At 36.5% G+C, this 24574-nt stretch carries 22 protein-coding genes; 16 read left to right on the top strand and 6 right to left on the bottom strand.

What is annotated here, in order from left to right; translation table 11 throughout:
• The first annotated feature begins 1 nt into the window (after position 1).
• Genes EHV10_RS02270 through EHV10_RS02260 form a run of 3 tightly spaced genes read left to right on the top strand, consistent with a single transcriptional unit; the run spans position 2 to position 2462 of the window.
• Complete coding sequence (locus EHV10_RS02270) at positions 2–796, top strand: MBL fold metallo-hydrolase (RefSeq protein ID WP_128673223.1); 795 nt, start codon at positions 2–4, stop codon at positions 794–796.
• A gap of 20 nt (positions 797–816) precedes the next feature.
• On the top strand, positions 817–1089 hold the full coding sequence (locus tag EHV10_RS02265; protein WP_167456718.1) for an ACT domain-containing protein: 273 nt from the start codon (positions 817–819) through the stop codon (positions 1087–1089).
• Between the two features lie 8 nt (positions 1090–1097).
• Entirely contained in the window at positions 1098–2462 is a 1365-nt protein-coding gene (locus tag EHV10_RS02260) for a PFL family protein (protein WP_128673221.1), read from the top strand.
• Positions 2463–2524: 62 nt separating this feature from the next.
• Here the strand turns inward: EHV10_RS02260 and lepB are convergent, their stop codons facing one another.
• Positions 2525–3064, bottom strand: a complete 540-nt coding sequence (gene lepB / locus EHV10_RS02255) for a signal peptidase I (RefSeq protein WP_009662907.1) — start codon at positions 3062–3064, stop codon at positions 2525–2527.
• A gap of 201 nt (positions 3065–3265) precedes the next feature.
• On the opposite strand from lepB, the gene EHV10_RS02250 reads away from it, so the two are divergent.
• From EHV10_RS02250 to EHV10_RS02215, 8 genes are all read left to right on the top strand, one after another.
• Entirely contained in the window at positions 3266–3700 is a 435-nt protein-coding gene (locus EHV10_RS02250) for a hypothetical protein (protein WP_128673220.1), read from the top strand.
• A gap of 163 nt (positions 3701–3863) precedes the next feature.
• Positions 3864–6107, top strand: a complete 2244-nt coding sequence (gene glgB / locus EHV10_RS02245; RefSeq protein ID WP_128673219.1) for a 1,4-alpha-glucan branching protein GlgB — start codon at positions 3864–3866, stop codon at positions 6105–6107.
• 41 nt (positions 6108–6148) lie between these two features.
• Positions 6149–7063 (top strand): mechanosensitive ion channel family protein, encoded by a 915-nt coding sequence (locus tag EHV10_RS02240; protein WP_128673582.1) that lies wholly within the window; start codon positions 6149–6151, stop codon positions 7061–7063.
• Between the two features lie 271 nt (positions 7064–7334).
• Positions 7335–8177 carry an amino acid ABC transporter substrate-binding protein gene (locus tag EHV10_RS02235; protein ID WP_128673218.1) on the top strand — a complete coding sequence of 281 codons (843 nt, stop codon included), beginning with the start codon at positions 7335–7337 and terminating at the stop codon, positions 8175–8177.
• A 159-nt stretch (positions 8178–8336) separates the two neighbouring features.
• A complete protein-coding gene (locus EHV10_RS02230; RefSeq protein WP_128673217.1) occupies positions 8337–9182 on the top strand; it encodes an amino acid ABC transporter substrate-binding protein in 846 nt (281 codons plus the stop codon).
• Between the two features lie 155 nt (positions 9183–9337).
• The gene (locus EHV10_RS02225; protein ID WP_128673216.1) at positions 9338–9988 is read left to right on the top strand and encodes an amino acid ABC transporter permease; all 651 of its coding nucleotides are present in this window, start codon (positions 9338–9340) and stop codon (positions 9986–9988) included.
• Positions 9989–9994: 6 nt separating this feature from the next.
• Positions 9995–10750, top strand: a complete 756-nt coding sequence (locus EHV10_RS02220; protein WP_128673215.1) for an amino acid ABC transporter ATP-binding protein — start codon at positions 9995–9997, stop codon at positions 10748–10750.
• Between the two features lie 17 nt (positions 10751–10767).
• The gene (locus EHV10_RS02215) at positions 10768–11970 is read left to right on the top strand and encodes a cofactor-independent phosphoglycerate mutase (RefSeq protein WP_128673214.1); all 1203 of its coding nucleotides are present in this window, start codon (positions 10768–10770) and stop codon (positions 11968–11970) included.
• Between the two features lie 371 nt (positions 11971–12341).
• On the opposite strand, the gene EHV10_RS02210 is transcribed toward EHV10_RS02215, so the two are convergent.
• On the bottom strand, positions 12342–14204 hold the full coding sequence (locus EHV10_RS02210) for an IS1634 family transposase (protein ID WP_128673213.1): 1863 nt from the start codon (positions 14202–14204) through the stop codon (positions 12342–12344).
• A gap of 344 nt (positions 14205–14548) precedes the next feature.
• On the opposite strand from EHV10_RS02210, the gene EHV10_RS02205 reads away from it, so the two are divergent.
• The 4 genes from EHV10_RS02205 (at position 14549) to EHV10_RS02190 (ending at position 17660) form a co-directional block, all read left to right on the top strand.
• Positions 14549–15274, top strand: a complete 726-nt coding sequence (locus tag EHV10_RS02205; RefSeq protein WP_128673212.1) for a hypothetical protein — start codon at positions 14549–14551, stop codon at positions 15272–15274.
• Positions 15275–15300: 26 nt separating this feature from the next.
• On the top strand, positions 15301–15549 hold the full coding sequence (locus EHV10_RS02200; RefSeq protein WP_128673211.1) for a hypothetical protein: 249 nt from the start codon (positions 15301–15303) through the stop codon (positions 15547–15549).
• 220 nt (positions 15550–15769) lie between these two features.
• On the top strand, positions 15770–16342 hold the full coding sequence (locus EHV10_RS02195) for a DUF1836 domain-containing protein (protein ID WP_128673210.1): 573 nt from the start codon (positions 15770–15772) through the stop codon (positions 16340–16342).
• Between the two features lie 121 nt (positions 16343–16463).
• Complete coding sequence (locus tag EHV10_RS02190) at positions 16464–17660, top strand: N-acetylmuramoyl-L-alanine amidase family protein (RefSeq protein ID WP_128673209.1); 1197 nt, start codon at positions 16464–16466, stop codon at positions 17658–17660.
• Positions 17661–17691: 31 nt separating this feature from the next.
• On the opposite strand, the gene EHV10_RS02185 is transcribed toward EHV10_RS02190, so the two are convergent.
• The 4 genes from EHV10_RS02185 to EHV10_RS02170 all read right to left on the bottom strand — a co-directional run bounded on the left by EHV10_RS02185 (position 17692) and on the right by EHV10_RS02170 (position 21372).
• Positions 17692–18966: a glutamate-5-semialdehyde dehydrogenase gene (locus tag EHV10_RS02185; protein ID WP_128673208.1), complete on the bottom strand. Its 1275-nt coding sequence runs from the start codon at positions 18964–18966 to the stop codon at positions 17692–17694.
• Positions 18967–19029: 63 nt separating this feature from the next.
• On the bottom strand, positions 19030–19359 hold the full coding sequence (locus EHV10_RS02180) for a branched-chain amino acid transporter permease (RefSeq protein WP_128673207.1): 330 nt from the start codon (positions 19357–19359) through the stop codon (positions 19030–19032).
• Positions 19352–20053, bottom strand: a complete 702-nt coding sequence (locus EHV10_RS02175) for an AzlC family ABC transporter permease (protein WP_128673206.1) — start codon at positions 20051–20053, stop codon at positions 19352–19354. Before EHV10_RS02175 ends, EHV10_RS02180 begins: the two co-directional genes overlap by 8 nt.
• Before the next feature lie 107 nt (positions 20054–20160).
• Positions 20161–21372, bottom strand: a complete 1212-nt coding sequence (locus EHV10_RS02170; RefSeq protein ID WP_128673205.1) for an FprA family A-type flavoprotein — start codon at positions 21370–21372, stop codon at positions 20161–20163.
• Positions 21373–21755: 383 nt separating this feature from the next.
• Between EHV10_RS02170 and ppdK the strand changes: the two genes are divergently transcribed.
• The gene (ppdK, locus tag EHV10_RS02165; protein ID WP_128673204.1) at positions 21756–24389 is read left to right on the top strand and encodes a pyruvate, phosphate dikinase; all 2634 of its coding nucleotides are present in this window, start codon (positions 21756–21758) and stop codon (positions 24387–24389) included.
• Positions 24390–24574: the final 185 nt, after the last annotated feature.

Raw genomic sequence — 24574 nt, 5'->3', positions numbered from 1 at the left:
TTTGAGACTGGTTAGCTTGGCAAGCGGAAGCGACGGGAATTCCACTTACATTGGCAGTGAGAATACTCATATTCTGGTGGATGCCGGTATTTCAAATAAAAAAATAGAGACAAGGCTGAATGAATTGGGGCTTTGCGGAAAAGATATTTCGGGAATATTTTTGACACATGAACATAGCGACCATATATCAGGTTTGGAAGTCTTTGTAAGAAAAAATGAAATTCCTGTATATGCATCAGAGGGCACGCTCAGATATTTAAAAGAAAGAGATAAATACTCTAAAATTAAAGATTATTTTCATATAATACAATCAAAAAAATATACAAGTCTTGGAGATTTGGAAGTCTTGGCATTTGATATAGACCATGATGCAAATGAGCCCTTCGGATACAGGGTGGAATGCGGAAATAAAAAAATTGCGGTAGCTACAGACCTTGGAAGATATACAAAGGATATTGTAGATAATCTTTCAAATCTGGATGCATTACTTATTGAAGCAAATCATGATATCAGAATGCTTGAAACAGGTCCATATCCCTATGAGCTTAAGAGAAGGATATTAAGTGAAAGAGGACATCTTTCAAATGAAAATTCGGGAAAGCTTATATGTGAGATTTTAAATGAAAATATCAAGAAAATCTTTTTGGGACATCTTTCAGATAAGAACAATCTTCCTGAGCTGGCTCTTGAAAGTGTAAGATATGAAATTTTTGCGGATGAGAGACCTTATAATCCGGAAGATTTTGATATAGAAGTGGCAAAAAGAGATGCATTATCTGAAATTTGCTATGTGTAGTGTTAGGAATGGAGATTTTTATGAACAAGGTTATAATAACTGTGGTAGGCAAAGATACAGTAGGTATTATAGCAAGAGTATGTACATATCTTGCAGACAATAAAATAAATATATTGGACATCTCACAAACAATAGTAAGCGGATATTTCAATATGATGATGATTACAGATATGGAAAATGCCACTGTAAAATTTACAAAAGTTGTTGAAGATCTGGATGTCCTCGGGGATGAGATCGGAGTAAAGATAAAAGCTCAAAAAGAAGAAATTTTTAAATCCATGCACAGACTCTAGGAGGAATTATGCTGAATATGTTTGAAGTAATAGAGACTAACGACATGATCGACAAGGATCTGTTGGATGTCAGAACTATTACTATTGGAATAGGCTTACTTGACTGTATAGATACGGACCTAAATAAGCTTTGTAAAAATATATATGATAAGATAACAAGTACTGCAAAGGACCTTGTAAGAGTAGGTGATGAAATATCAAAGGACTTCGGTGTACCTATTGTAAACAAGAGAATATCGGTTACACCTATCGCTTTGGTGGGTGGAAGCGCCTGCAAGACAAAAGAAGACTTTGTACAGATAGCAAAGACGCTTGATAAGGCCGCAAAGGACTTAGGTGTAAACTTTTTAGGCGGATATTCAGCCATAGTTTCAAAAGGAATAACTGCGGCGGACAGACTTCTTATTGAGTCAATACCACAGGCAATGAATGAGACGGACTTTATTTGCAGTTCTGTAAACTTAGGCTCCACAAAGACCGGACTTAATATGGATGCGGTAAGGCTTATGGGTAAAATAGTAAAAGATACCGCAATTATGACAGCGGACAGAGATTCTATCGGTTGTGCAAAGCTTGTGGTATTTTGCAATGCTCCTGATGACAATCCTTTTATGGCAGGTGCATTCCATGGTGTTACAGAGGCCGATGCCATTATAAATGTAGGTGTCAGCGGACCGGGAGTTGTGCGTGCGGCTTTAAAGAGAGCCGAAGGCGAAAACTTTGAGGTGCTTTGTGAGACTATAAAAAAGACGGCATTTAAGATTACAAGAGTCGGACAGCTTGTGGCAAGAGAAGCGTCAAAAAGACTCGGTATTCCTTTCGGAATAATAGATCTTTCATTGGCACCGACACCTTCCGTAGGAGATTCCGTAGCTGAAATACTTGAAGAAATCGGACTTGAAAGAGTAGGTGCACCGGGAACTACAGCAGCACTTGCACTTTTAAACGATCAGGTGAAAAAGGGCGGTGTTATGGCCTCTTCATATGTAGGAGGACTTTCAGGTGCATTTATTCCTGTATCGGAGGATCAGGGTATGATAGATGCGGTGAATGCCGGAGCTTTGACTCTGGAAAAGCTTGAAGCAATGACCTGCGTATGCTCTGTAGGTCTTGATATGATTGCCATACCCGGAGATACTTCGGAAGAGACAATAGCAGGTATTATTGCGGATGAGGCCGCTATCGGTATGATAAATCAAAAGACTACGGCAGTAAGACTTATACCTGTTATCGGAAAAGGCGAGGGAGAAGTGGTAGAGTTTGGCGGACTTTTAGGCTATGCTCCTATAATGCCTGTAAACGGCTTCTCATGTGAGAAATTTGTAAACAGAGGCGGCAGAATACCTGCACCTATACATAGTTTTAAAAACTAAATTTACTATCAAAAAACAGGCATACATCATGATATGCCTGCTTTTTTAATTCAATTCACATATTATTTCAACATCTTAAATCCCGGGAAGTAGCGGAAGATTACCTTTGCAATTATTTTTTCTTTATAAACATAGGGGTGTACCCATCTTCTGGAGTCTGCGGAATTGTTTCTGTTGTCACCTAAACAAAAGTAAGCTCCGTCAGGTACTTCAAAATGCATATCGGCCTCAGGTATCATAGGTTCCTTTATATAATCTTCTTCAAGCGGAGTTTCGGAATTGTTCAAATACACTTTGCCGTCCTTAATATCCACAATATCCCCCGGCTCACCGATAATTCTCTTTACATAGTATAGACTCTCATCATCGGGGAATTTAAATATGATGATATCCCCGCGCTTCGGTTCCTGGAAAAGATAAGTGAGTCTGAATCCGACAACTCTGTCCCCTGTCATTATAGTATTTTCCATAGATGCAGACGGTACTCTCGAATTTGCTATAATAAAAAGGTTTAAAACAAGCGCTATCACAGCAGCTACCACTATTATAGAAATCCAACTGAAAATTTCTTTTACAACGTCAAAATCTGAATTGTTATTCATCATCTTCTCCAATCTAATTTTCTCTCACAATTTTTTCTTTATTTGAACTCATACTATTTTACGATAATTGAATTTATAATACAACCAAATGATAAAATAATTATGAAAATAATAATAAAGATATTTTGTAATACTTTAAACATCTTGTGCTTTGTTTTGTGGTATAATATTTGTATACATAATAAATGATTAGGAGGTCTTATGAGAGCAATGGTTGAATTTCTAAGTTATTTAAGCAAAGGCTTTGCAATAATATTTGAATCCGATATATATAAATATTTCTATCTTTTATGTATTGCATTTTCACTTTTCTATATTTTTAGAAAAGCCTATATAGTGGCTGTGAGCGGTGGAGATTTCTTTGCTCCTTATCATATATCAAACGGCTATTTTTATATTTACAATATTTTTTATCTTGGTAAGAGGAAAATAGCGTTGGAAGATATAAAATCCATTGCTATAGGCTGTAATAGAAGAAAAGGATATCGTATCTATGAGATGATATTAAATTTAAAAAGCGGGAAAAGTGCGTTTTTACATTTTGAGAAAAACAAATCAAATATTAACAGAATTGAAGTCTTGGAATCGGAACTTGAGAGATATAAGATAGATGTAAAAAAGGATAATGATGTATAAAAATTATAAGTAATAATAGTCATATTTAAATGGTGTAGTTTATAACATTTACTTTCATGTTTTGCAAAAGAATAGTATAATCTATGTAAATGTTATGGAGCGGATAAGCGGGCAATATATTATCTGAACTGTTACTCATAATGTTAGAAGGAAGGGTTAGGCTATGGATAAGAATTTATATGATTTGATGGATTGGGCAGCAATAGAGGAGATCACTTATTCAGAATGTGACAGACCGAAGAAGATTCTCGGTTCACATAGAGTGGATGGCGGCTTTTTGGTTCAGGCTTTTATACCAAGTGCAAAAGAGATGGAATTGTTGATTGACGGAAACAAAAATCCTGTTGCAATGCAATGTATGGATGAAGCCGGATTTTTTGCATGCTTTGTGGGAAGAAAGCAGGAGTTTAAATATAAATTTATAGTTAAATATGATAATGAAGTAGAACAGACGATATCAGATCCGTATTCTTTTGACAGTATATACTCTGAGGAAGATTTATCAAAATTTGATGCCGGTATCAATTATGAAATATATGAAAAAATGGGTGCAAAGCCTATGACAATCTCAGGAGTGGAGGGTGTAAACTTCTCGGTATGGGCACCTGAAGCTATGAGAGTATCTGTTGTAGGTGATTTCAACCTTTGGGACGGCAGAAGACATCAAATGGAGAGACTTGGTGATTTCGGAGTTTTTGAAATATTTATACCGGGAGTAAGTGTAGGCAGTCTTTATAAATTTGAAATAAAGACAAAAAAGGGAGAGCCTATGCTAAAGTCTGATCCTTATGCATTTTATTCCGAGCTTAGACCGAATACTGCAAGTATAGTTGCGGATATTTCAGGATTTGAATGGAGTGATGAGGATTGGATGAAAGATAGAGAAAATATCCAGTCTACAAAGATGAATGAGTCGGCAGCAATGAATATCTATGAATTACATCTTGGCTCATGGATAAGAAAAGAAATGCAGTATGATGAGAACGGTGAGGAAGTAAACGGCTCTGTATTCTATAATTATCGTGAAATAGCACATAAGCTTTCTGTTTATGTAAAGAAGATGAATTATACACATGTGGAGATTATGCCTGTAATGGAGCATCCGCTTGATGCAAGTTGGGGTTATCAGGTGACAGGATATTACAGTCCTACAAGCAGATACGGTACACCTGATGATTTCATGTACTTTATAAACTATTTACATAAGAAGGGAATAGGCGTAATACTTGATTGGGTACCTGCTCATTTCCCAAGAGATTTGCATGGCCTTGGATGTTTTGACGGAAGTCATTTGTATGAGCATGCAGACCCAAGACAGGGAGCACATCCGCATTGGGGTACATTGATATATAATTATGCAAGGCCTCAGGTAAGCAACTTCCTTATCTCAAATGCACTTTTCTGGGCTGATAAATACCATGTTGACGGTATAAGAATGGATGCTGTAGCTTCAATGCTCTATCTTGACTACGGTAAGAACTCGGGAGAGTGGGTTGCAAATATATATGGCGGCAATGAAAATCTGGATGCTATAGAGTTCTTAAAGCATCTGAATTCAATTTACAAAAAGAAAAATCCTTCAAGCCTTTTGATTGCTGAGGAGTCTACAGCATGGCCTAAGGTAAGCGGTAATTTAAACGACGGCGGACTTGGATTTGACTATAAGTGGAATATGGGTTGGATGAATGACTTCCTTGAGTTTATGAAGCTTGACCCTTATTTTAGAAGCGGTGATTATAATGCTTTGACATTCTCGATTTTCTATCACTACAGTGAGAACTTCATTCTTGTTTTAAGTCATGACGAGGTGGTACACGGTAAGGCGACTCTTGCAGGAAAGATGCCGGGAGCAACTCAGGAAGAAAAGTTTGCAAATCTCAGAGCGGCATATGGATATATGATGACTCATCCGGGAAAGAAACTTCTCTTTATGGGACAGGAATTCGGTCAGATGAATGAGTGGAATGAAAATGTATCACTTGAGTGGAACCTGCTTGATTATGATATTCACAGTAAGATGCAAAAGTATTCAAAGGCCTTGAATAAACTTTATCTGGATTATCCTGCACTGTATAAACTTGATTACAATCCTGACGGCTTCGAATGGATAAACTGTACATCAAAGGATGAGAGTACGGTTGTATTCCTCAGAAAGACCGAGAATGAGGAAGATACATTGGTTGTGGTATGTAATTTCACACCGGTTGTTTATGAAAGAGAAATCGGTGTTCCGTTTAAGGGAACATATACCGAAATTTTCAATTCAGATGATAAGAAGTATGGCGGAAGCGGAGTCGGAAATAAGAGGGCGAAGAAATCTGTTAAGAAAAAAGTGGACGGCAGAGAAAATTCACTTAAGATAAAGGTTCCTCCAATGGCTACAATAGTATTTAAGTGGGCGAAATAGTGGATTTTTATAGTATATTAAAAAGCTTTACCGGAATTTATATGACCGGTGGAATAAGTTCAAGTTTACCAAGTATTTCTGAAAGTGAAGTTGCCGAGTCTGTAGCGCAGGATATAGAAAAACTTAAACCTAGTGTTATGATGCAGACTTTAAAAGAGCTTTCTCCGGCATTATTGGCAATCGCCTATAATATTGTGATAGTGATAATCACATTTATTATAGCAGGACAGGTGATAAAATTTTTATCACGAATGCTTGAAAAGTTTTTGAAAAAGATAAATGTTGATTTGACGATAAGAAAGTTTCTACTGTCTACGCTGAAAGTATTACTGTACGCCTTGGTAGTACTTGGACTGGCCGAGAGACTTGGCATAAATCAGGGCAGTGTGGTAGCGATAATTGGTTCTGCAGGTGTTGCAATAGGACTTGCATGGCAGGGAAGCTTAAGCAACTTTGCAGGTGGAATTATAATACTTTTCAGCAGGCCTTTTGTCAGAGGTGATTACATAATTACACCGAAGGCTGAGGGTACTGTAGATACAATAGGAATAATATATACAATACTGCTGACACCCGATAATAAGAGAGTATCCATACCCAACGGTACGCTTGCAAATGATGTTATAACAAATGTTACCGCAAATGATACCAGGAGAATAGATATTCAAGTAGGTGTGTCATATGATTCCGATATCAGAAAGGCAAAGAAGCTTATAACAGATGCCATTGATGAAAACGGGCTGGTATTAAAAAATAAAGAGATTTTGACATATGTTAGTGATTTGGCATCATCTGCTGTAATCCTTGGCGGAAGAGCCTGGTGTAAGACTGATGATTATTGGACCGTCAGATGGGGCCTTATAGAAGAAATTAAGGTTAAATTTGATAAAAACGGAATAGAGATTCCTTACAATCAGTTGGAAGTACATTTAAATGACAATTCCAACAAGCCATAGTATGAACAGAAAGATAGCTTAAGGCTTGCAGAAAAGAATATATAAATAAATTTTTTAAAAGAGCTGTTATACAAAAGTCTATAATATGAGTTGAGCAGATGATCAACATATATTATAGAATTTGATTGGTATAGCGGCTCTTTTTATATAAGTATACAATATTCATACGCTTTAATGTAGTAGAGAAATAAAGCGTTGACAAGAATGCTTTAGCATGCTACCATAAGAAAGTGTAAAGGCAAAGCAGTAAAGAAAGTTATGAGGTGTATTTATGAAAAAAATTTATTTACTTGGAGTTTTAGCAACAATTATGTTGGCAGGCTGTTCATCAGCAAAGACTACCGAAAGTTCATCAGCAGACACAAGTGCAGCAGAGAGCAAGTTGACAGATGAGACTTCTATTGCAGGCACAGATGCCGATATAACTTTTACTGTAGGATTTGATCAGGATTTTCCACCTATGGGGTTTGTCGGAGACGACGGGGAATTTACCGGATTTGATTTAGACCTTGCGGCAGATGTGGCAAAGCGATTGGGCAAAGAAATAAAGTATCAGCCTATAGCCTGGGATGCAAAAGATATGGAACTTACATCCGGTAATATTGACTGTATTTGGAACGGCTTCAGTACTAAAAACAGAGAAGATAAATATACATGGACAAAGCCATATATGAAAAATGATCAGGTATTTGTAGTAAGATCTGATTCCGGTATCAATTCATTTGAGGATTTGGCAGGAAAGACAGTGGAGGTTCAGATAGATTCATCAGCCGAAGCGGTATTAAAAGAAAATACAGAGCTTTCAAGTACATTCGCTAAATTACAGACTGTGGCGGATTTTAACACAGGTTTTATGGATCTTGAAATGGGCGGTGTGGATGCTTTGGCTATGAATAGTGTAGTGGCAAATTATCAGATCACAAAAAGAGGAGGAGAAGGTTTCAAAGTTTTGGATAAGCCGCTTTCAAGTGAAGAATATGCGGTAGGATTTAAACTTGGAAATACAATATTGAGAGATGAGGTGCAGACGGCACTTGAAGAGATGAAGGCAGACGGTACATTAAAGATTATTTCTGAGAAATGGTTCGGTAAGGATGTTACTACATTAGAGTGATGGTATATGTAGTGAACAATAATTTACGTGAACCATAAAATTAACACATGGCACTTTAACATGGTAGTAAAATAAAGTATTGACAGATATACTTTAGTATGCTACCATAATGAACTATAAAGAGAAAACAGAAGTCAAAGAAAGTTATGAGGTGTATTTATGAAAAAAATTTATTTACTTGGAATCTTAGCAACAATTATGTTGGCAGGCTGTTCGTCAGCAAAGCCTGCAGAGAGTACATCAGCATCAGCCGATGCAAGTGCAGTGGAGAGTAAGGCGGATAAGACCACTACAGCGGCATCAGAGAATAAGACTACTTTTACAGTCGGATTTGACCAGGACTTCCCGCCGATGGGCTTTGTAGGAGATGACGGAGAGTTTACAGGATTTGACCTTGAACTTGCAGCTGAAGCTGCAAAGAGAATGGGCAAGGAGATCAAATATCAGCCTATATCATGGGATGCAAAGGATATGGAGCTTACATCAGGAAATGTTGACTGTATCTGGAACGGTTTTAGTATTCAGGGTAGAGAAGATAAATACACATGGTCAAAGCCATATATGAAAAATGATCAGGTTTTTGTTGTAAAATCAGATTCAAGTATTGAATCGATAGAGGATCTTGCAGGAAAGACTGTGGAGGTTCAGACGGATTCATCAGCAGAGGCCGCATTGAAGGAAAATACCGAACTTGCAAATACTTTCGATAAATTACAGACTGTAGCGGATTATAATACAGGTTTTATGGATCTTGAGATGGGTGGTGTGGATGCCATTGCAATGGACAGTGTAGTAGCAAACTATCAGATTACAAAGAGAGGCGGAAATGGATTTACAGTACTTGATACACCGCTTTCAAGTGAGGAATACGGTATCGGATTTAAGCTTGGAAATGAGACTTTAAGAAATGAAGTTCAAAAAGCACTTGAAGATATGAAAGCGGACGGAACAATGAAAGCTATTTCAGAAAAATGGTTTGGTAAGGATGTTACCACTTTAGAGTAAAATTAAGACGCCGACAGATAGCTGCCGGCGTTTTCTTTTTCTTATAGATATAAGACTTTTATTTTGCAATCCTGCAAAGCTTTAAGAAATAACTTATGGTAGGATTGCAAAATAAAGGATATAATAGTAAGATATTTACACTGATTGGAGATTTTATGAATATTCTTGATATTGCATTAAAGCTTGTACCCGGAATGTTGGTAAGTATACAGATATTTTTTATCACACTTTTACTTTCACTTCCGCTGGGATTGTTGGTTGCCTTCGGCAGATTGAGTAAAATAAAGTTTATTTCATATCTGTGCAAAGTATATATTTCAATAATGCGCGGTACACCGCTTATGTTACAGCTGATGGTTGTATACTTCGGACCTTATTATATTTTCGGAGTATCAACTTCGGGAAATTACAGGATAGTTGCTACAATAATCGGTTTTGTGGTAAATTATGCGGCATATTTTGCAGAGATATACAGAAGCGGAATTCAGTCCATGCCAAGCGGACAGTACGAAGCCGCAAAGATATTGGGATACAGTAAATCTCAGACTTTCTTTGTTATAATACTGCCACAGGTAATAAAGAGAATTTTGCCTTCTATAACAAATGAGGTAATCACTTTGGTAAAGGATACATCTTTGGCCTTTACAATAAGTGTAGCCGAGATGTTTACAATGGCAAAGGCACTCGCAAGCAGTACAACAAGTATGTTGCCCTTTGTGTGCGCCGCATTGTTCTATTATATATTTAATTTAATAGTAGCGTTTGTAATGGAAGCAATAGAGAAGAAGTTAGAATATTACAAGTAGGTGATTATGTCATTATTAAGTATGAAATCAGTAAAGAAATCCTTTGGAGGTGTGGAAATTTTAAAGGATATATCACTGGAAGTAAAAGAAGGTGAAATTTTAAGTATTATAGGTCCGTCAGGTTCAGGCAAATCCACACTTTTGCGCTGTGCTACATTATTGGAAGATATGGATGACGGAGAGCTTAGCTATAACGAGAATACGGTTTGTAAAAGTGTAGACGGTAAGGCGGTTTATGAGAGTCAGAGTAAATTAAGAGAAATTTCTGAATACTTCGGTCTTGTATTCCAAAACTTCAATCTCTTCCCACATATGAATGTATTGCAAAATATCTGTGATGCACCGATAAGAGTACAAAAAAGGGATAAGGAGAGCGTAAAAGAAGAAGCCTTTTCTTTACTAAAGAAGATGGGGCTTGAGGACAGAGCGGGAGCATATCCTTATCAGCTTTCAGGCGGTCAGTCTCAAAGAGTAGCTATTGCCAGAGCATTGGCGCTAAATCCAAAGATACTTTTCTTTGATGAGCCGACATCTGCACTTGATCCGGAGCTTACAGGAGAAGTTCTAAGAGTAATAAAATCATTGTCAGATTTAAAAATTGCCATGGTCATTGTTACACATGAGATGGCGTTTGCTAAAGAAATATCCGACAAGGTAATATTTATGTCTGACGGAGTAATAGTTGAGTCGGGAACTCCTGAGGAAGTCTTTGCATCAACTAATGAAAGAATGAAGAACTTTATAGGTGCATTAAGCAAATAAACAAAAAGGTGGATAATATGAAATACATAGTTATACTTGGAGACGGAATGGCTGATAAAAATATTCCTGAACTTGGCAATAAGACAATACTTGATGTAGCTAAAAAGCCACATATTGACGGGCTTAAGGGTGTGCTCGGTATGGCAAGAACAGTGCCGAATGAGCTAAAGCCGGGAAGTGATGTGGCAAACCTTGCAGTAATGGGATATGATCCTCTTAAGTGCTATACGGGTAGATCACCACTTGAAGCTGTAAGCATCGGCATAAACATGAAAGAAACAGATGTTGCAATAAGATGTAATCTTGTTACTCTATTAGATGAGGAGGACCCGAAGAAAAGAACAATGCTTGACTATTCTGCAGGTGAGATATCTACCGAGGAGGCAAGGGAGCTTATTGAAGCGGTGGAAAGAGAACTTGGAGATGATGAATTCAAGTTTTATCCCGGAATATCATACAGACATTGTTTGATATGGGACAACGGAAAGACCGGACTTGATCTTACACCTCCACATGATATATCCGACAGAGTAATAGGTGAATACTTACCAAAAAATGATAAGATTTTATCTCTTATGGAAAGGAGCTATAGTATTTTAAAGGATCACCCTGTGAATTTAAAGAGAAAGTCGGAAGGTAAGAATCCTGCAAACTCCATATGGCTTTGGGGAGAGGGCACCAAGCCTAATGTAGAAAACTTTGAGAAGAAAAACGGACTTAAGGGTGCCGTCATCTCAGCCGTGGATCTTATAAAGGGTATCGGTATAAGTGCGGGAATGGAGAGCATTGATGTAGAAGGTGCTACAGGTACGGTGGATACCAATTATGAGGGAAAACTTGCAGCTGCTAAAAAGACCTTGCTTGAGGACGGAAATGATTTCCTATATATTCATCTTGAAGGACCGGATGAGTGCGGACATCATGGATATACTGAAGGTAAGATCTTAGCGGTGGAAAGAATTGATGAAAGAGTTGTAGGACCTCTTTGTGAGGCACTTAGAGAAGCAAATGAAGATTTTGCAATGCTCATAATGCCGGATCATCCTACCCCTATTGAGACCAAGACTCATTCTTCAGACCCTGTTCCTTTTAAGATATACAGATCAAATAATGAGGCAGATGTTGCAATAACCTATACAGAAAAGAATGCAAAAGAATCCGGAATATTTATAGAGGAAGGATATACACTTTTAGAGAAGTTTATTAATAATAAATTGTAAGTTGTGTATAAAGAAATATTTTAAATTTATAATTAGGGAAATCAAGTAATAATTTCGTAGTACTTGATTTCTAATGATTTTACAAAGAAACAATTTGTGGTGGTATATAAAAACACCATTATATTGTTTCTTTTTGAATATATAAAAGATTGCATTATATATATAGGATATCAGTGCATTAGATATAAAATGATAAAAATTATGTGCAATACAAAATGAAGCTTGTTATAAATAGATAGTTTACATTTACAAGAAAAAGTGCTATTATATCCCATCTTCAACAGTTTGGGAATAGAAAAGTGGCTTGAAACCCTGTATTTACAAGGCTTTAGCCACTTTTTTAAGTATCTAAAAAATGTTGTATGGAAAGTTCAAGTTGAAATCTTTTTTATTTTTTTATTTAAATCTTTTGGCTGATAGTATTTCTTGTCCAATTCAAGATTAAAGATAGCATTTAATGACGTTAGTACTTGTGAATTATCATATGTTGACATATAGCATACATCTTCTAAATTAGCTACCTGCATGTTATTCAAAGTTTCTATAACATTCTCTACAGTGAAATGCGTTCCATACATATCCAGCTTCTTTTCCAGAATCCTATATATTAAAAGAGCTGTGTAACAGACCATAAAGTGTGCTACTATTCGCTCTCTATTTTGATGAAATACAGGTCTGGCTGAAAAATTGGTTTTCATTATTCTAAAGCAATCTTCTATCTTGTATCTGTTTGAGCTAATTTCTAAGATATACTTAGCTGAATCTTCAAGATTTGTTGCCACTGCATAGAATCCATCATACTTTTCTTCTTCATTTATGGCTTCTTGGTTAAGTTCGTAGGTATCTACAGCTTTTTCACCGGAGGATGTTGATGTGGTTCGTTTTATAAAACGAGTTATATCATTTGCCCCTTTTTTATAGGTTTCGGGGTCCAGCTTAGTAAGGAGCTTCTTAGCCCTTTCTATCTGGCGATTTCGTATAAATCTTTGATATTCCATCATTTTTCTTGAGAATGAGACAATGATTTTTTGTGGAACTACGGCCTTTGACTTAACTTTCTTAATAGTACCATTCTTACATGCCTTTTCTTCATAAAGTCCAAGGTCAAATGCCTTATCAGCAGGGATTATCTTGTATATCCTATCATCGTACAGTTCTGCATTAACTTTATCAAACCTATCAAAATCTTTCATTTGCTGAATAGTTGCAGGTTTATCATTAGATAATAGGCGATAATCAATATCACTAAAAATAGCTTCTTTTAACGTATTAGAAAGCATCTTTATGGATTGAGTAACAATAAAAGCTCTGCCACCCATAGAATTAAAATTTCTGATATTTAAAGACCCAAGACCGGCATCAGCACAATAAATAAACTTTTTGCCCTTAAACATAGTTATTAGCTTTTGTTCTAAAGGAATAGCAGTAGTTTGCTCATTATCAGAACCGGAAGTAATGCACATAGATAGTGGTATACCGTCTTTGTCCATAAATAGTCCCATTTGTACAATAGGATTTGGTCTATGTTCTTTACTCACACCATATTTTCGTAGACCTTTAGTCACTTCACCGGTTACAGGATCAATATAATCTTCGTCATTTGATTCTATTTCAAAGTAATAGTTTGAGCAGTCAAAAAAACATACCGAGGTATCTCTCTTTATTAATTTCGTACTTGCATCATATAGATGAGAAATATACTCATCATAATGATCATACATAATGTCAAGTGTACGAAGAATGTGTTCGTAACCAAATGTGGGTTGCTCATAAAAGCTAACAAGATTCTGATGAGTACCTAGCTTGGAGTCAGGATTAAGTATACGAGAATAAGTGAGGAATCTATTTACCAGATTTGGGTCAAACTGTATTCTAGTATCTTTTATTATATTTTTGAAGAAGGCTCCAATCTTGAGATCATGGTAAATTTGCTGAAGGAAAAAATATCCTATGTTTAAAAGTTTAGACTTAGATACTAAATCATCTTGATAGGTGATTTTTTCATTAAAGTCAAACTTAAAATCTAAAGCTACCGATTTATTGTTTTTTAACTCCTCATTATATCTTTTGACCTCATCAAGAGCGTAAGCCAGAGGGTCAGCGGTAGTTTTTAGAAGTTCGGAATGTTTTCCTATGCGAACCACATTTTTAGTAGTAGTCTTTTTTCCGTTTCGGATTCCTCTTTGAATAAAATAAGTAGGATCCTTCGATTTTTTGTCATACCAAAGTTTCATACTTCATTATATCATATAATACAACAAAATACAACAATAAAATAAAAGAAATTTGACACAGAAAACCCTTTATTTATAAGGCTTTAGAGGCTGTTTGCATGTAACAAACTGTTGAAGACCCGATAGTTTACATTTACAAGAAAAAGTGCTATTATATTAACATGAATAGAATAAGAGTTGAGAAAACCATTTTAAATAATTAATAAAAAAATTTAATATAATATTAAAAGGAGGGAGGCTATGCAATATATAAATCCTCAAAGGTATAAAAACGGAGATATAATAGTAAGGTTGTTATTATAACGTTTAGCTGTGTTTATGTTTAATATTAAAGAGGTAATAGAATGAAAAAGATAATTTGTGCTTTATTATTGTTGTTATCTTTGTTATTTGTAAATGAAGTATCAGGATTAAGTGTTTATGCTAGCGAAGTAGATGAGGAATTAGGTGAAGTTGTTATGGTGGCTATTCCAGATGGTAGTGGTAAACTTAACTATTATTCTGGTGATGATGCTAAGAAAGTATATACGCAAATCATGCAGCAATCTGATAAGATTTTGGAAGAGTTTAGTGAACTGGAAAAGGTTGATAAATCATTTGAACTCCCTGAGATAGATGTAGATCCTGAAATAGAACCATATGGTCCATTTCATTATAAATATAGATTTATAAAAGAAAGTAGTGGGAAAATATATGGTACTTCCAAGAGAATATCTAACTATTTGGAAAATAGAACTTCACAACGACAGAATCTTTCAGCGAGTGTTAGATCAAGCACCACATGGACTATTAATACAGCATTGACAGGTGGGTTTAATGATGCATTTAAACTTTCTGTTGGTGGTAGCTGGTCAACTAACTCTTCATTTTCAGAGACTATATCAATGAATGTTGGTCCAAATAAAAAAATGTGGCTTGAATTTAGACCGCTTATAAGATATGTGTCAGGTAAAGCTCAAAAATATTATATTCCAAGAGGACCAATTAATAAAAGAGCTATAGTTGTTGAGAGTAAGTCGGTATATTCAACAAGTCCTGAAACGGTATATATGAGGCTTGGAGATAGGTAATTTATGGCGACAGATGGAGCGTATGTATGGAGAGAAATAAGTTTAAGATAGTGCTTGGACTTGTAATATTTGCAATATTTTTCTTGGGTGCAGTTATATTGTTAAGTATGAATTTCCTTTTGCGATCATTAACAATTTTAATAATGAGCAATATGAATTATATAACAGATGTTTCTATTGTAGGTGAGCCGATATTATTTTGTTTAAGTATTGTAAGCTTCATTATATCATTAGTTGCATTGACAAAAAGTATTTTGCTCTTAAAAGAAATATAATATGTTTTAGTAGTAGTTACTTAATTTTATTTACTACAGAACAGAAGAAAACATATCCTGACAAATACAAGGTGTTTCAGCCTTGTGGTTTTGTCGGGATATTCTGTTTTTATAATGCTGTTAATTTTTGAATAAAACAATATTTACGTACGAATTTCATATTCTGAAAGCACTTTTGATTTCACTTGATATATGGTTTTTAATACTATATACTGATGTTATGAAAACTAATAAAGATATTATCAATGATATGATAAAGCATTTTGAGGGCTTGGATATTATAAAATCGGAAGATATTCCGGATATTTCTTTGTATATGGATCAGATGACAAGTTTTATTGATGAGAAGCTTGAGAGTTTCAAACGAGAGGAGGATGATAAGCTTCTTACAAAAACCATGATCAATAATTATACGAAGAACAAACTTTTGCCGCCTTCCGATAAGAAAAAATATACCAAGAATCATGTGATGCTTCTTATACTTATATATTTTTACAAGAATGTGCTTTCCTTTGCGGATATTAAAAGACTCTGTGATTTGAGTATATACAATGATTTTGAAAAGGGAGATGAGTCCCTTTCACAACTGTATGATATGTTGGTTCATATAGAGGATGACAAGAAAAACGAGATTGTAGATGATTTGAAAAAAAGGCTCGAGTATGCAAAAAAGAGAGTGAATGGCTTTGACAAAAAAGATGAAAATGTTGAGTTATTTACCTTTTTATCAGATATTGTACTGGAAGTATATTTTAAGCAACATTTGATTGAATATATTCTGAATAAAATTTGAGCCAAAAGATATGAATAAGTAAGAAAATTTTAACTGTACATATACACTCAGATTACATATACTTATATTATAAATATATTTGTATCGGATGATATGATATAAAAAATATAAGGAGGAATATATGAGGTTGGCTAAAAAAATAGCTGTTTTCGGAACTATTTTATTATGTTCACTTTTATCAAAGCCTGCTTATGCTGCAAATAAAACTATCAGCTCAGTTACGATAAAAGTAAATTCGGATTTGAGTATAGGAGATCGTACAGATAATCTAAGTATAAATTACGGAAGTAGCTCAGGTGGAGATATAAATGTATATACTACATCCGACAGATTCAATATAGCGGATGCTGAGATTACAAGCGGAAGAAGCAGTCTGAACATAGGTGATGAAGTAAAGATGAAAATCACTTTGGAAGCAAACAGCGATTATTCATTTAAGGGAACATATTCATCTTCCAATATATCTGTGAACGGTGGAAAGTTTCTTTCTTCATCCAAGAAAAACGGTGATTTGGTGGTAAATATTAAGCTGAATCCTTTAAAGGGAACTTATGAAGCTCCTGAGGATGTAGAGTGGAAGGACAGCGGTATAGGTATCGCCAAATGGGATGAACCCTCAGAGACTTCAGGATACTACGAGCTTATATTGATGCGTGGAAGTACACAGGTTACAAGGGTTGAAAACTACAAGGGCAGCAACTATAATTTCAGAAATGATATGACTCAAAAGGGTACATATAAATTCAAAATCAGAACGGTTTCACATGGAGATAAGGACTATGGAAGACATTCGGAGTGGATTACTTCAGATGAATTCTATCTGGATGCCTCAAATGTCTCAACAGGAAATAACAATGTAACAACCCAGGTTGGAAGCGGCATAGGTTGGAATAAATCGGGAGATACATGGTATTTCAGATTTCCTGACGGAAGTCTTAAGACAAACGGATGGGAATATATTGCCGATAAATGGTACCTCTTTGATGATGCAGGCAGAATGCTTACAGGTTGGCAGAAGGTCGAAGGAGAGTATTATTATATGAATTCCTACGGATATATGACAACAGGCTGGCAGCAGTCAAACGGTAAGTGGTATTACATGAATGCTGAGGTTCCAAGAGGTAAGATGCTCAGCAATACATGGCTTCACAGCAGTGACGGAAAGTATTACTACCTTGACAGCAATGGTGCTATGTGTGAGGGATGGACACAGATCAGCGGAAACTGGTACTATTTCTATCCGGGCTCAGGATATATGGCTACAAATACTACAGTTGATTCATTCAGACTCGGCGCAAACGGCGCATGGGTAAGATAAGTATAAAAGAGGAAGGGGATTACCCTTCCTTTTATAGTTCTCTAAAATGGAATTCTTTATTTCCGTTTGCATAATCCGCTACAATATCGCCGTTTCCGTAGAGCTTATATTTGTAAGTACAAAGCCCTTCAAGTCCTACAGGACCTCTGGCATGAAGCTTTCCGGTACTGATACCTACCTCAGCTCCGAAACCGTATCTGAATCCGTCGGCAAATCTTGTAGAACAGTTCTTATATACATTGGCGGAATCAACTCTGCTCATAAAATAATCTGCATTGGCATCCATATTTGTAAGTATGGCATCTGTATGATGTGAACCGTAAGTATTTATATGATTAATTGCTTCATCAATACTCTTTACAGATTTCACATTGATAGTCTTTTCAAGATATTCCGTATGGAAAGAATCATCATTGGCTGCATCTGCATTATCAAAATATGATAAGACCTCTTTATCGGCATATACTTTAATACCGGCTGTTTTAAACGCTTCATTCAGTTTCGGTAAAAGCTTTGAAACAGACCTTTCATGAACCAGTAATGTCTCTGTGGTGTTACATGCGGAAGGGTACTGAGTCTTTGCGTCTATCAATATCCTTACAGATTTTTCAAGGTCAAAGTCCTCATCCACATATGTATGACAAACACCGTCAGCATGCCCCATAACAGGAATACTTGTATTGTCCATAATATACTTTACAAATGAATTTGAACCTCTCGGTATAAGCAAGTCCACATATTCACTACATCCAAGCAGTTCTCCGACATCACTTCTGGCTTCAAGCTGTATAAGTATATTCTCAGGAAGACCTGCTTCTAAAACAGCTTCTTTTATACTTTCAAAAAGTGCCCTATTTGTAAGCTTGGCTTCGCTTCCGCCTTTAAGTATGGCTGCATTTCCGCTTTTTATACATAGAGAAGCAATCTGAACAAGGGCATCAGGCCTTGCCTCAAAAATAACTCCTATAACACCTATCGGAGTTGTGGTTCTGGTAAGTATAAGTCCGGCATCAAGCTCTCTTTTTAATGTTATCTTTCCTATAGGATCTTCCATCTTTATAAGATCATTGATACCTGCTATAACAGTATCCATCTTATGTTCGTCAAACAAAAGTCTTGAAAGTATGGAAGAGGATATATTCTCAGCCTTTGCATTTTCAATATCCTTTTGATTTTCCGAGAGTATATATTCTCTGTTTTTGTTCAAATTATTTATAATATTTTGAAGACAGTCATTTCTCATCTCATTGCTGCTTGCCATCAGAATAAAACTGTCCGATTTTACCTTTTTTGCAATCTCTTTCATAAATCTCCTTAAATGTTTAGTCTATAATAAAGATATATTAATTCATAAATAATTGCAAGCAATTTATTTGAAAATAAATTGTATAAGAAACATATAAAGTATTGTACCTGCTGAAATGGAAAGTATCATCTGCCTTTTCCAAAAATGTAACAGTACAATAACCGCAATGCTTATGGCTTCAGGTAAAGTGTGGAACTCATTAAATATTGATACATCTTTAAGTGAATATACCACTAAGAGCCCGAGTACGGCTGCCGGCAAAACTTTGCCGAGATACTTTATATAGGAAGGAGTTTCTTTGTTTGCCGGAAAAACTATGAAAGGTAAAAATCTGGTTATCATTGTGGCAAATGCGACGATTAATATTATAACAATCTGCTGTATTTTACTCATGTTTTTCTAACCTCCCTCTAAGTAATGTAAGTACGGTAATTATTATAATCATTGAAGGAATAATAAAGTTTGTACCTTTAAAAATCATCAGACATATAAATGAAATAAAAAGTCCGATAACAGATGCGCTGTGATACTTTTCTTTAAGCCAATTTTCAAGGAATATAACTACAAAGAGTGCAGTCATAACAAACTCTATTCCCTTGGTATCAAAGGGGATAAAGCTTCCGAATATTCCGCCTATAGTAGCACCTGCTACCCAATATATCTGATTTAACATGGTTACAAAGAACATAAACCAGTCCTTGTCAATATCCTTAGGTACATCTACTGTCGTATTTATAGAAAATGATTCATCACACATGCCGTAAATTAAATAAAGTTTCTTCCATCCCGGAATATTGTATTTTTCAAGCATCGAAAGTCCATAAAATAAATGTCTTGCATTTATCATAAGTGTAAGAAAAAAGATATTTACAGGATCGAAGCTTCCAAGTAACCATGAAACGGTAGCAAATTCTACAGAACCTGCAAATATTATAAAGCTCATGAACATAGGGTAGTAGAATTTAAAACCGGATTGATTCATATAGATACCATAAGCAATACCTAAGAATAAAAATCCGGCTAAAATAGGGATGATATTTGGAAACGCCGAAAAGAAAGCGGATTTTATCTTATTTTTAGAAACCATAAAAACTCCTTGTAAATGAAATCAAGATACAAGTTTACTACCGGAGTATAAAAAAATCAATAAAAAATGTATACCCATGTCAATACGGGTATACATTAAAAGATGTCTTATTTATTTAAGCACTCAACAATCTTATCAGCCATTGCAACTGTATCGGCATACTGATCCTTTGAAAGAAGAGATTTGATGCTGATTGTTTCTTCGGCAATATTTACCTTCTTTAACTGACCTATAATCTCACGCATGCTCTTGCCTGCTGTAAGAGCCCATGAACCGTTTTCAACCACGAAAACATCTCTGTTCTGGAAGTTATGTGCAACAAGGTCCATAAGGAAGTTTTCCATAGGAGTGAAAAGTCCGCCATTGTATGAAGAAGAAGCAAATACAAGTACCTTAGCTCTGAAAGCTTCTGAAAGGAGGTAAGATACATCAATTGATGAAATATCAAGTACCTTTGTATTTCTGATACCTCTTTGTGCTACAAGAGTGGCAAGTAATGTTGAAAAATCTTCGGTATTTCCGTAAACGGAACCGGAGAAAATAACCACCTCATCATCCTCAGGAGAATATGATCCCCATGTCTGATACTTCTTGAAACATGCAATAATATCCTCTTTTGTTCTGTATATAGGTCCGTGAAGTGAGCATATAAGCTCTATATCCAAATCGGCAAGCTTCTTTAAGATATTTAATACCTGTAATCCGAACTTTCCTACAATATTTGCATAATATCTTCTTGATTCCGGGTACCACTCGCATTCATAATTCAACTCATCTGCGAATATATTTCCTGAGAGTGCTCCGAAGCAACCGAAAGCATCTGAAGAGAAAAGCGCTTTTGATTTCTCATCATATACCATCATTACCTCAGGCCAGTGAACCATCGGAGCAAAATAAAATTTAAATGTATGCTCGCCTGTACTTAATGTGTCGCCTTCTTTTACTTCCAGGAATCTGTGGTCCAATGAGAAGTCAAAGAACTGACCGATCATTGCCTTAATCTTTGCATTACCTACTATCATCATTTCCGGGTGAATATTTAAAAGATCACCCAAAGTAGCCGCATGGTCAGGCTCCATATGTGTTATTACTACGTAGTCAAGGGGTCTGTCACCAAGTGTTGCTTTTAAGTTTTCAAAGAATACTCCCTCTACAGATCTGTCAACAGAATCAAAGAGTATAGTTTTTTCATCCAATATAACATATGAGTTGTAAGACATTCCGTTCGGAATAGGATAGACATTTTCAAAAAGTCTCTGCCTTCTGTCACTTCCTCCCACATAATATAAATTGTCCTTAATACATTGTTCCTGATGCATAATTCCTCCATATATAATTGCATAGATAAAGCAGCCGAAGCTACTATATTAATTAAATAACTTATTCTTAGTGTTTTACAACTAATAGTATAATGCAAAAGTTTATATTTGCAAGATTTTTATATAATACAATTTTATAAAGTTTTATTTTGCTGTGAGCTTTATGGATTTGATGTCTGTGAAAACAAATTTTGACGAAAATGGGCGGAATATTGTATACAGGATTTTGTTAAAAATTACTATTATCATCTTTTTAGTAAGAAAATATCAAAAGATCAATGTAAAAGGTAAATAATTTTCTTTTTTATGCTTTGCTATATTATATGAATATGGTATAATGGAGAGCGGAAAATACAGGAAAATACATATGGAGGTTTTTACGTATGGCAAATAAGTGGGTATATCTTTTTACAGAAGGTAACGCAACAATGAGAAATCTTTTGGGTGGTAAAGGTGCAAACCTTGCAGAGATGACAAATCTCGGTTTACCTGTACCTCAGGGATTCACAATCACAACAGAGGCATGTACTCAGTACTATGAGGATGGCGAGAAGATAAATGATGAGATCATGGGTCAAATCATGGAGAATATTACTAAGATGGAAGAAATCACAGGAAAGAAATTCGGTGATAAGGAAAATCCGCTCTTAGTTTCAGTTCGTTCAGGTGCAAGAGCATCTATGCCGGGTATGATGGATACAATTCTTAACCTCGGTCTTAACGAAGAGGTTGTAGAGGTTCTGGCTGCAAAGTCAGGTAACCCAAGATGGGCTTATGACTGCTACAGAAGATTTATCCAGATGTTCTCAGACGTAGTTATGGAAGTTGGTAAGAAGTATTTTGAGGTTCTTATCGACCAGATGAAAGAGAAAAAGGGAGTTACACAGGACGTTGACCTTACAGCTGAAGATTTGAAGGAACTTGCAAATCAGTTCAAGGCTGAGTATAAGTCAAAAATCGGTTCAGATTTCCCTTCAGATCCTAAGGAACAGCTTATGGCTGCCGTTAAGGCCGTATTCCGTTCATGGGATAACCCACGTGCAAATGTATATCGTCGTGACAATGATATTCCATATTCATGGGGTACAGCAGTTAACGTACAGATGATGGCATTCGGTAACATGGGTGATACATCAGGTACAGGTGTTGCATTTACAAGAGATCCTGCTACAGGTGAGAAGAAGCTCATGGGTGAGTTCCTTATGAACGCTCAGGGTGAGGACGTTGTTGCAGGTGTTCGTACACCACAGCATATCGATCAGTTGAAGGAAGTAATGCCTGACGTTTATAAAGAGTTCGTTGAGATTTGTCATAAGCTTGAAGACCATTACAGAGATATGCAGGATATGGAGTTTACTATCGAGGATAGAAAGCTTTACATGTTGCAGACAAGAAACGGTAAGAGAACAGCATTTGCTGCACTTAAGATTGCATGTGACCTTGTAGATGAGGGCATGATTGACGAGGCTAAGGCTGTATCAATGATCGAGCCTAGAAACCTTGATACACTTCTTCACCCGACATTTGATACAGAGGCTGTTAAGAAGGCTACACCTATCGGTAAGGGTCTTGCCGCTTCACCGGGTGCTGCAAGCGGACAGATCGTATTTACAGCCGAGGATGCTAAGACATGGGCTGATGCAGGTAAGAAGGTTGTTCTTGTAAGACTTGAGACATCACCTGAGGATATCGAGGGTATGAAGGCTTCACAGGGTATCCTTACAGTTCGTGGAGGTATGACATCACACGCAGCCGTTGTTGCTCGTGGTATGGGTACTTGCTGCGTATCAGGTCTTTCAGAGATCATTATGGATGAGGAGAACAAGAAGTTCGAGCTCGGCGGAAAGACATTCCACGAGGGAGATGTTATCTCATTCGACGGTACAACAGGAAATGTTTATGACGGTGCTATCCCAACTCAGGAAGCTCAGATTGCAGGTGAGTTCGGAAGAATCATGGGATGGGCTGATAAGTATAGAAGACTTAAAGTTCGTACAAATGCAGATACACCTGAGGATGCAAGAAAAGCCAGAGAGCTTGGTGCAGAGGGTATCGGACTTTGCCGTACAGAGCATATGTTCTTTGAGGGCGATAGAATTGACGCATTCAGAGAGATGATCTGTTCAGATACAGTAGAAGAGAGAGAGAAAGCTCTTGATAAGATTTTACCTGTACAGCAGGGAGATTTCGAGAAGCTCTACGAGGCACTTGAGGGTAACCCTGTTACAATCAGATTCCTTGATCCGCCACTTCATGAGTTCGTTCCTACAGAGGAATCTGAGATCGAGAAGCTTGCAAAGACTCAGGGCAAGAGCGTAGCACAGATTAAAGCTATCATCGCTTCACTTCACGAGTTCAACCCAATGATGGGACACAGAGGACTTCGTCTTGCAGTAACATATCCTGAGATTGCAGTAATGCAGACAAAGGCTGTTATAAGAGCGGCTATCAATGTAGCTAAGGCTCATCCTGATTGGAACCTTAAGCCTGAGATCATGATTCCGCTTTCATCTGACGCTAAGGAGCTTAAGTACGTTAAGGATATCGTCGTTAAGACAGCAGATGAGGAGATTGCGGCAGCAGGCTCAAACATCAAGTATGAAGTTGGTACAATGATTGAGATCCCAAGGGCATGTCTTACAGCTGATGAGATTGCTAAGCAGGCTGAATTCTTCTGCTTCGGTACAAACGACCTTACACAGATGACATTCGGTTTCTCAAGAGATGATGCAGGTAAGTTCCTCAATGCTTACTATGACAGAAAGATCTTCGAGAACGATCCGTTTGCTAAGCTTGACCAGGTTGGTGTCGGTAAACTTATGAAGATGGCTATCGAGCTTGGAAAACAGACAAGACCTGAGCTCCACGTAGGTATCTGCGGTGAGCACGGTGGAGATCCTTCATCAGTTGAGTTCTGCCACAAGATCGGTCTTGACTATGTGTCATGTTCACCATTTAGAGTGCCGATTGCAAGACTTGCAGCAGCACAGGCAGCAATTGCGGAAAAGAGGAATTAGGCAGCAATATATTTATTTTTGCAGCTTAACGGTGAGGCGAGCGGATGTGCAGGCATTTATGGCTGAGCATCCTGAGTACACAAAGGCAAACAGATTTAAAGATATTGAAGTAAAAGTCTATATATAAAGTTCTGCGAGGGAAAGCATTTATTGCTTTCCCTTGTTTAATGTTTGGGAATAAGCAC

This window comes from Lachnoanaerobaculum gingivalis, from assembly GCF_003862475.1.
GTDB classification, from domain to species: Bacteria; Bacillota; Clostridia; order Lachnospirales; family Lachnospiraceae; genus Lachnoanaerobaculum; species Lachnoanaerobaculum gingivalis.
The sequence above is the reverse complement of the archived record's forward strand: the minus strand, read 5'-3'. Positions and strand labels throughout refer to the sequence as shown.